This is a genomic window from Nocardia sp. TBRC8007 (assembly GCF_056629435.1).
In genome coordinates this window covers 1-4029 of record NZ_JBWSOR010000070.1, presented here as the reverse complement: position 1 = coordinate 4029, position 4029 = coordinate 1, and the positions used below count along the sequence as shown (strand labels likewise).

Annotated in this window: 2 protein-coding genes; one reads left to right on the top strand and one right to left on the bottom strand. The window is 61.4% G+C overall.

The window, feature by feature from the left end; genetic code table 11:
• On the bottom strand, positions 1 to 3252 hold a 3252-nt coding region (locus ACX4ZE_RS22510), incomplete at its 3' end, for a non-ribosomal peptide synthetase (RefSeq protein ID WP_480275460.1).
• Positions 3253 to 3680: 428 nt separating this feature from the next.
• On the opposite strand from ACX4ZE_RS22510, the gene ACX4ZE_RS22505 reads away from it, so the two are divergent.
• Positions 3681 to 4029: helix-turn-helix domain-containing protein (locus ACX4ZE_RS22505; RefSeq protein WP_480275459.1), on the top strand; the 349-nt coding region annotated here is incomplete at its 3' end.

Genomic DNA, 4029 nt, shown 5'->3' with positions numbered 1-4029 from the left:
ATGCAGGAACCACAACCGCCGCTGCGCGAACGACACCGGCACCACCTCCGGGCGCCGCACCACCCCCAACACCGGCCGCACCGCCACACCGTTGTCGAGTCGTGTGACCAGCCGGGCGACGGTGGGTGCGTCGAATACGATGCGGATGGGTAGCTCTACCCCGAGCACCGACCGGATCCGGCTCACCAACCGCGTCGCCGACAGCGAATGCCCACCCAGGTCGAAGAAATTGTCATCGATACCCACCCGATCCACCCCCAGGACCTCACCGAACAGCCCCGCCAGCACTCGTTCCCGCTCCGACCGCGGCGCCCGATACGCCACCCCGGACACGATCTCCGGGTCCGGTAACGCCGCACGGTCGAGTTTCCCGTTCGGGGTCAACGGCATCGCCTCGACCACCACCACCGCAGCCGGGACCATGAACTCCGGCAACCGGTCGGCCACGAACCGACGTACCAGCATGGGATCAATTGTCGTGAAACCAGTCTCGGACTCCGATACAAGATACGCGACAAGACGCTCACCACCACCGGAGACACGAACAACGACCACAGCCCGCACCACCCCGGGATAACCGAGAAGCACCGCCTCCACCTCCCCCGGCTCGACCCGGAACCCCCGAACCTTCACCTGCTCATCGACCCGGCCCAGATATTCGAGCACCCCCGCCGCGGTCCACCGCACCAGATCCCCGGTCCGATACATCCGCTGCCCCGCCTCCCCGAACGGACAAGCAACAAACCGCACCATGGTCAGTTCCAGTCGCGACACGTATCCACACGCCACCCCCGTTCCCGCGATATACAACTCACCGGCCGCCCCCACCGGCACCGGACGCAACCAATTGTCGAGGACATAAACCCGCGTATTAGCCAGCGGCACCCCGATCGGACTCCCCACCCCATCACCAGCCGCGTCGTCGAGGGCGATACGGGTGGCATGCACCGTTGTCTCGGTGATGCCATACATATTCACCAACACCGGACCCCCCGGCCGCGCGGCAGGCAACCACCCCCGCACCCGACGCACATCCAACCGCTCCCCCCCGAAGATCACCATCCGCAACACCGACCCCGCTCGCACATCCACCGCACACACATCCTCGGCCTCGACCAACTCATAAAACGCCGACGGCGTCTGACTCAAAACCGTCACCCCCACCCGCACCACCAACTCCCACAACTGCACCGGCGACCGCACCACCTCGGGCGGCACCACAACCACCGAACCACCATGCACAAGCCCACCCCACAACTCCCACACCGAAAAATCGAACGCCGGCGAATGACACCACGCCCACACATCCCCCACCCCGAACCCACCCCACCCCGCCGACGCCTCGAACAACCCCACCACACTGCGATGCGTCACCACCACCCCCTTCGGCCGCCCCGTCGACCCCGACGTATAAACCACATACGCCACACTCCCCGACCGCAACACCCCACGACACTCCCCCACACCCACCTCCCCACCCAGACCGACACCCACATCGAGGTCATCGAGCACGACGAGCCCGATCCCGGTCTCGGGCAACAAACCCCGAACCGCCGCGGTAGTGACGACCACCACCGGATCAGCATCGGCAAGGATGAACCGATTACGGTCGACCGGATACTCCGGATCGATCGACAAATACCCCGCCCCCGCCTTCCACACCCCCAACAACGTCACCACCAACTCCACCGACCGCGGTAACGCCACCGCCACCACCGCACCCACACCCACACCCACACCGATCAAACACCGCGCCACCACATTCGCCCACGCATTCACCTCACCGTAAGACCACTCACGGTGCTCATCGATCACCGCCACCGCCTCCGGCGAACGCCGCACCCACGCCTCGAACAACGACACCACCGTCACCGAAACATCCACCGGCACAACAGCCGCATTCCACTCCCGAAGCACCCACTCACGCTCACCCGACGCAACAACATCAATCGCAGCCAACGACCGCACCGGATCCACAACAATCTGCCGCACACACGCCGTCACCGCGCGGATGAAACACCGCAAATCATCCACGCCATACAACCGACCATCGGCCTCCACCCGGATCTGCAGATCACTCCCCGAATCCAGATCGCATATGATCGCGACCATCATATCCCCCGTCGGTAACAACACAACAGGACGAAAAGCCGCCCACCCACCCGGAAACGGCAATACCGGCAAAAACGGCATAATGTTCACGCTCAATCCCGTTACCGCCGGATCCCCACCCGCCCGCCCGATATCCCCCCGAATGTCGGAAATATCGTATTCGGCGTGCCGCAACACCGACCCGATCTCCGCCTCCATCCGCGCGGCGAAAACATCGAACCCCACCCGCGGATCCAACGACACCCGCAACGGCACAGTATTCGCCAACAAACACGGCGTCGCACCCGCCGGACCCTTCCGATTCGCCACCGGAAACTGCACATAGAAATCCTCACGAGACGCCAACGCCCCCGCCACCACACCCACCACTCCCGTCAACACCGCCGACAACCGCACCCCCATCCCCTCCGCCACCGCCGCCAAACCCCGCAACTCACCAACACCCAAAACCACCTCATGACCAACCACCCGCTCACCCTCACCCTCCCCCCACCCCGGCAACCGCAACGGCGCCACCCCCACATCCACATACCCACCCCAGAAATCCCGGTCGCGTTCGAACCGCTCGGATGCCCGGTAATGCAACAAGCTCTCATACACTTCCCGCGCATCCAGATACCCCGTATCCGCAGCCCGCTCACCCGCCACCGCCGCCGCATACAACTGCAACACCCGATTCCCGATGATCCCGCCACTGACACCATCGAAAAGGATGTGATGCGCTACAAAATGCAGAAACACCCGCCGCCCCGGCAACCGGATCATCCGAAAAACAGCCAACCGATCCCGCGCCAGATCCAACCGTGTCCGCGCCCACTCCTCCATCAGCACATGAGCACGTTCCACCCCGTCCGCCACCCCCTCCAGATCCACCACCTCCGGCACCCACCCACCCAACTCCCCCACCACCAGACACGGACCATCGACACCGACAACCACATTCACCGCAGCCATCGACGTCTCCGCCAATGCCTGCCGCGCAGCATCACCCAATAAATCGAGATCGAGCACACGCTCATAACGAATATCAACATAACCCGAAATATTGAACGGCAGATCGGGATCCAACTGCTGCGACAACCACACCCCGAACTGACTCGCCGTCAACGGGCAGGAGGAAGAAGAAGCCTGGTCCGTCATAATAAATACCTCGCAAGTGCCTCTATGAGAAGAATCCCTCAACAACCCGGATCGACACACCGATTCAATCCATAACAACCGAACATACTACTAGAGGGAAAACGTGTAATCCGGAAACTTCCCCAAACCTACCCAATTACCTGCACCACCCAGTACAGCGCAACACTCGAATGCGAAACCGATAGAGTTGGATGCGGTAATCCTCCGTCGCCACCCACCTGACACAATCGAAGCTCCGACAACAACAGCCCGAAACAACATAGTTATCCAGTACGTTACGCACCAACTGTGGGCCATCGACCGAACTACCAGCTATCTACTTTATAGAATTCATGCAATTCCAGGGTATTGCGAATGCTACGTTACCAAGAATGTGTCTTATATGGTTGTGATTCGTTACCGTGTAGCATGAGTTGTCGTGCCGCATAATGTTCGACTCGTTACCGACGAGCTGTCGAAACGCCTTAATGCTGCGTTCCTCAAAAATCATGTACTTTCTTGTTGGTCTTGTTGGTCCGGATGTAGTGGGGTGGGTTCTGCCAAAGGTGCTGGTCGCGAGATTTCCACTGGATGCTTTGGAGGATAGGAGGATTCGCAAGCTCGCTGCAGCGCGGCATGCTCCGGGGGATTGGATTCGCCGGGCGCGGATGATCACATCGAGTTGGGACGGTATGTCCACCGCGCAGATCGCACGGGAGTTGGGTTGTCATCCACAGACAGTGCGAGAACGCTTGCACCGGTTCAATGCTCATGGCCTCGAGGGGCTGGGCGATCGAC